We start from the raw sequence: 2,187 nt of genomic DNA, 5'->3' as shown, positions 1-2,187 counted from the left end.
CCCTTTTCGCCGCTTTTCCAACCTATTACCCCGTCACTTTCACTCTTAGGCTACAACCACGTACATTCAGCCTGAGAGATCCGTTGCGGAAATAACGCCGCGTTAAGTAGTGAGCAACGCCATCTACCCAACCTAAACTATTGCACCTTAAACACTTAACCCAATTTAGAATGCAAAATGCCAAGCGTTGGGAATCTGCCTTAAACGCCTTGTTATGTGTAATTTTGACTATAAATCCAAAAATGCATTCGAATTCAGATTTATGCGGTCAATTTTGTATTCTGAGTCTACTTTAGAAAGAACGAACGTAAACAAACCCGCACCATTTTCAAATTTTGCTTCAACTGTAAATATCGCTATTTCTTTACTTTCACCACTAGTAGCAACAGAAGATTTAGATTTGACAAAGGTTGGGGAGTCGAAGGATTTTAAACCACCTATTTTAGATAGATACTCTATTACTTTTTGACCTTCATCACTATTTAACGCTGAACGCCCTTCAATACTAAATAGATGTTCAAACTGCGATATTTCCCATGTTGAAATTAAAGGCACGCTTTCTTCAATAAATGGAGTCGCTTCAGCAGTGACCTCACTTGTTTGAGAGGCAGCCCAAAACAGTAGCCCCCCAATTAAAACAACAGTTAGAGCAACTAGTATCGCAAAAACTTTAAAAAACTTTTTCATAAAACCTCTTTATTACACATAACGCCTTGCTAAGGTGTGAGTAACGCAATACAAAAGCTACCGCATGGCGCCCTAATCACCCTAAGCCACCGCATAGTAAAAATGCCACGCGTTACGAATCACTCTTAAGCAATTTGTTAGTACATGCGCTACTTCTATTTATGCGCTCCAAGATATTGAAAAATGAGATGATATGAAAGGCTTTGAACACTGAAGTGAGACGGGCAGCTACAAAACTTTACCCCAATTAAAAGACGAAAGTTGGCTAGAAGAAAAACGCACTGAACTGCCCTACTTTCACTGGCTTTAAATTAAAAAAGTATTCTTTCCTCGTAGCTCAACAGCCACACCAAAAGTAATCAAGGCTCTCTCAAAAAACACCACGAAAATGAAAAAGCGCCAAAGAAATAGGCTAAGAGTTAGAAGCCGTAAACGGTGAAATCAAAGCGAACACTTCGCATATAGTGCCACCGGAAAGAACATGAAAGGTACAAACTGAAAGGTGTAAAGACGAGCACCAAAACAGATAAACACCAAAACTTATGACCTTTGATGTCAAACCCGTACTAACGCCCAGTTAAGGGGTGAAGCACGCAATGACCAAGCCGCTGCATGGCACTTCAACACCCAAATCAACGCATACCAAAAATGCCACGCGTGCTGAATCCCTCTTGAACTGTTTGTTATGTGAATTTATGCCTCTGATATATAAACACTTACTTCACGATCTTTACCTTGCATGCGATTTGTCTGATCGCCTACGTATTTTACACCGAGCTTTTCAATAACTGATTTTGAACGCTCATTTCCAACTAAATGCATTACTTTTAATCTTGTTAATCCATAATGCTTTTTTGAAAATGAAATCAAAACCTTAGATGCTTCTGTAGCATAACCACAGCCCCAGTAAGGAACGCCTAACCAATAGCCCAGAATACCCAAACCATTTTCCAGTTTTGGAAAACTAACAGCACCAATAAGCTCAGAACTCTCTTTTAGGACAATGGCATAGACAATACCTTTACCACTTAAAAACAACTCAGCATGTGTACGAATCCAATTTTCAGCATCACTAACTGTATATGGATACGGTATATTTGCCGTCATTTCTGATATTTGCTTGTCGCCAACCAACTCTGAAACACGCTCAGCGTCAGACATAGAAAATGGTCGTAATATTAGTCTTTCACTTTCAATTGCTTGCTGCATAATTTCCCTATTCACATAACGCCCTGCTAAGGGGTGAGCAACGCAATACAAAAGCCGCCGCATACCACCTTAATCACTTAAACCAACGCATAGTAAAAATGCCACGCGTTGCGAATCCCTCTTGAGCAGTTTGTTAGTTTGCAAACCCAAAGCGTTGATTTTACGTTATTTTAAACCTTGCAAACAACAAACTTTATGTGTTTTGATGCACTTAAGTCAGGCGTAGTCTCAAAGCGGCTACTCAATGAAACCACGTGGAACAAACAACGCCGCAGAAAACGAACTAACAAC

The 2,187-nt window shown here is 39.9% G+C and carries 2 protein-coding genes; both read right to left on the bottom strand.

The features are described 5' to 3' along the window. Nucleotides 1–228: 228 nt before the first annotated feature. Nucleotides 229–687 carry a hypothetical protein gene (locus MHO32_RS25565; RefSeq protein WP_045384470.1) on the bottom strand — a complete coding sequence of 153 codons (459 nt, stop codon included), beginning with the start codon at nucleotides 685–687 and terminating at the stop codon, nucleotides 229–231. Between the two features lie 693 nt (nucleotides 688–1,380). Further along, entirely contained in the window at nucleotides 1,381–1,896 is a 516-nt protein-coding gene (locus MHO32_RS25550) for a GNAT family N-acetyltransferase (protein WP_239215006.1), read from the bottom strand. Nucleotides 1,897–2,187 lie beyond the last annotated feature (291 nt).

The organism is Vibrio sp. MMH1-50, from assembly GCF_022347645.1.
Classification (GTDB): domain Bacteria; phylum Pseudomonadota; class Gammaproteobacteria; order Enterobacterales; family Vibrionaceae; genus Vibrio; species Vibrio harveyi.
Note: the sequence above shows the minus strand (reverse complement) of the source record. Positions and strands in the feature narration are given on the sequence as shown.

What these genes read in the sequence shown, in the direction of transcription:
- MHO32_RS25565 (WP_045384470.1), bottom strand. Translation starts at nt 687, where the DNA reads ATGAAAAAGTTTTTTAAAGTTTTTGCGATACTAGTTGCTCTAACTGTT.
- MHO32_RS25550 (WP_239215006.1), bottom strand. Translation starts at nt 1,896, where the DNA reads ATGCAGCAAGCAATTGAAAGTGAAAGACTAATATTACGACCATTTTCT.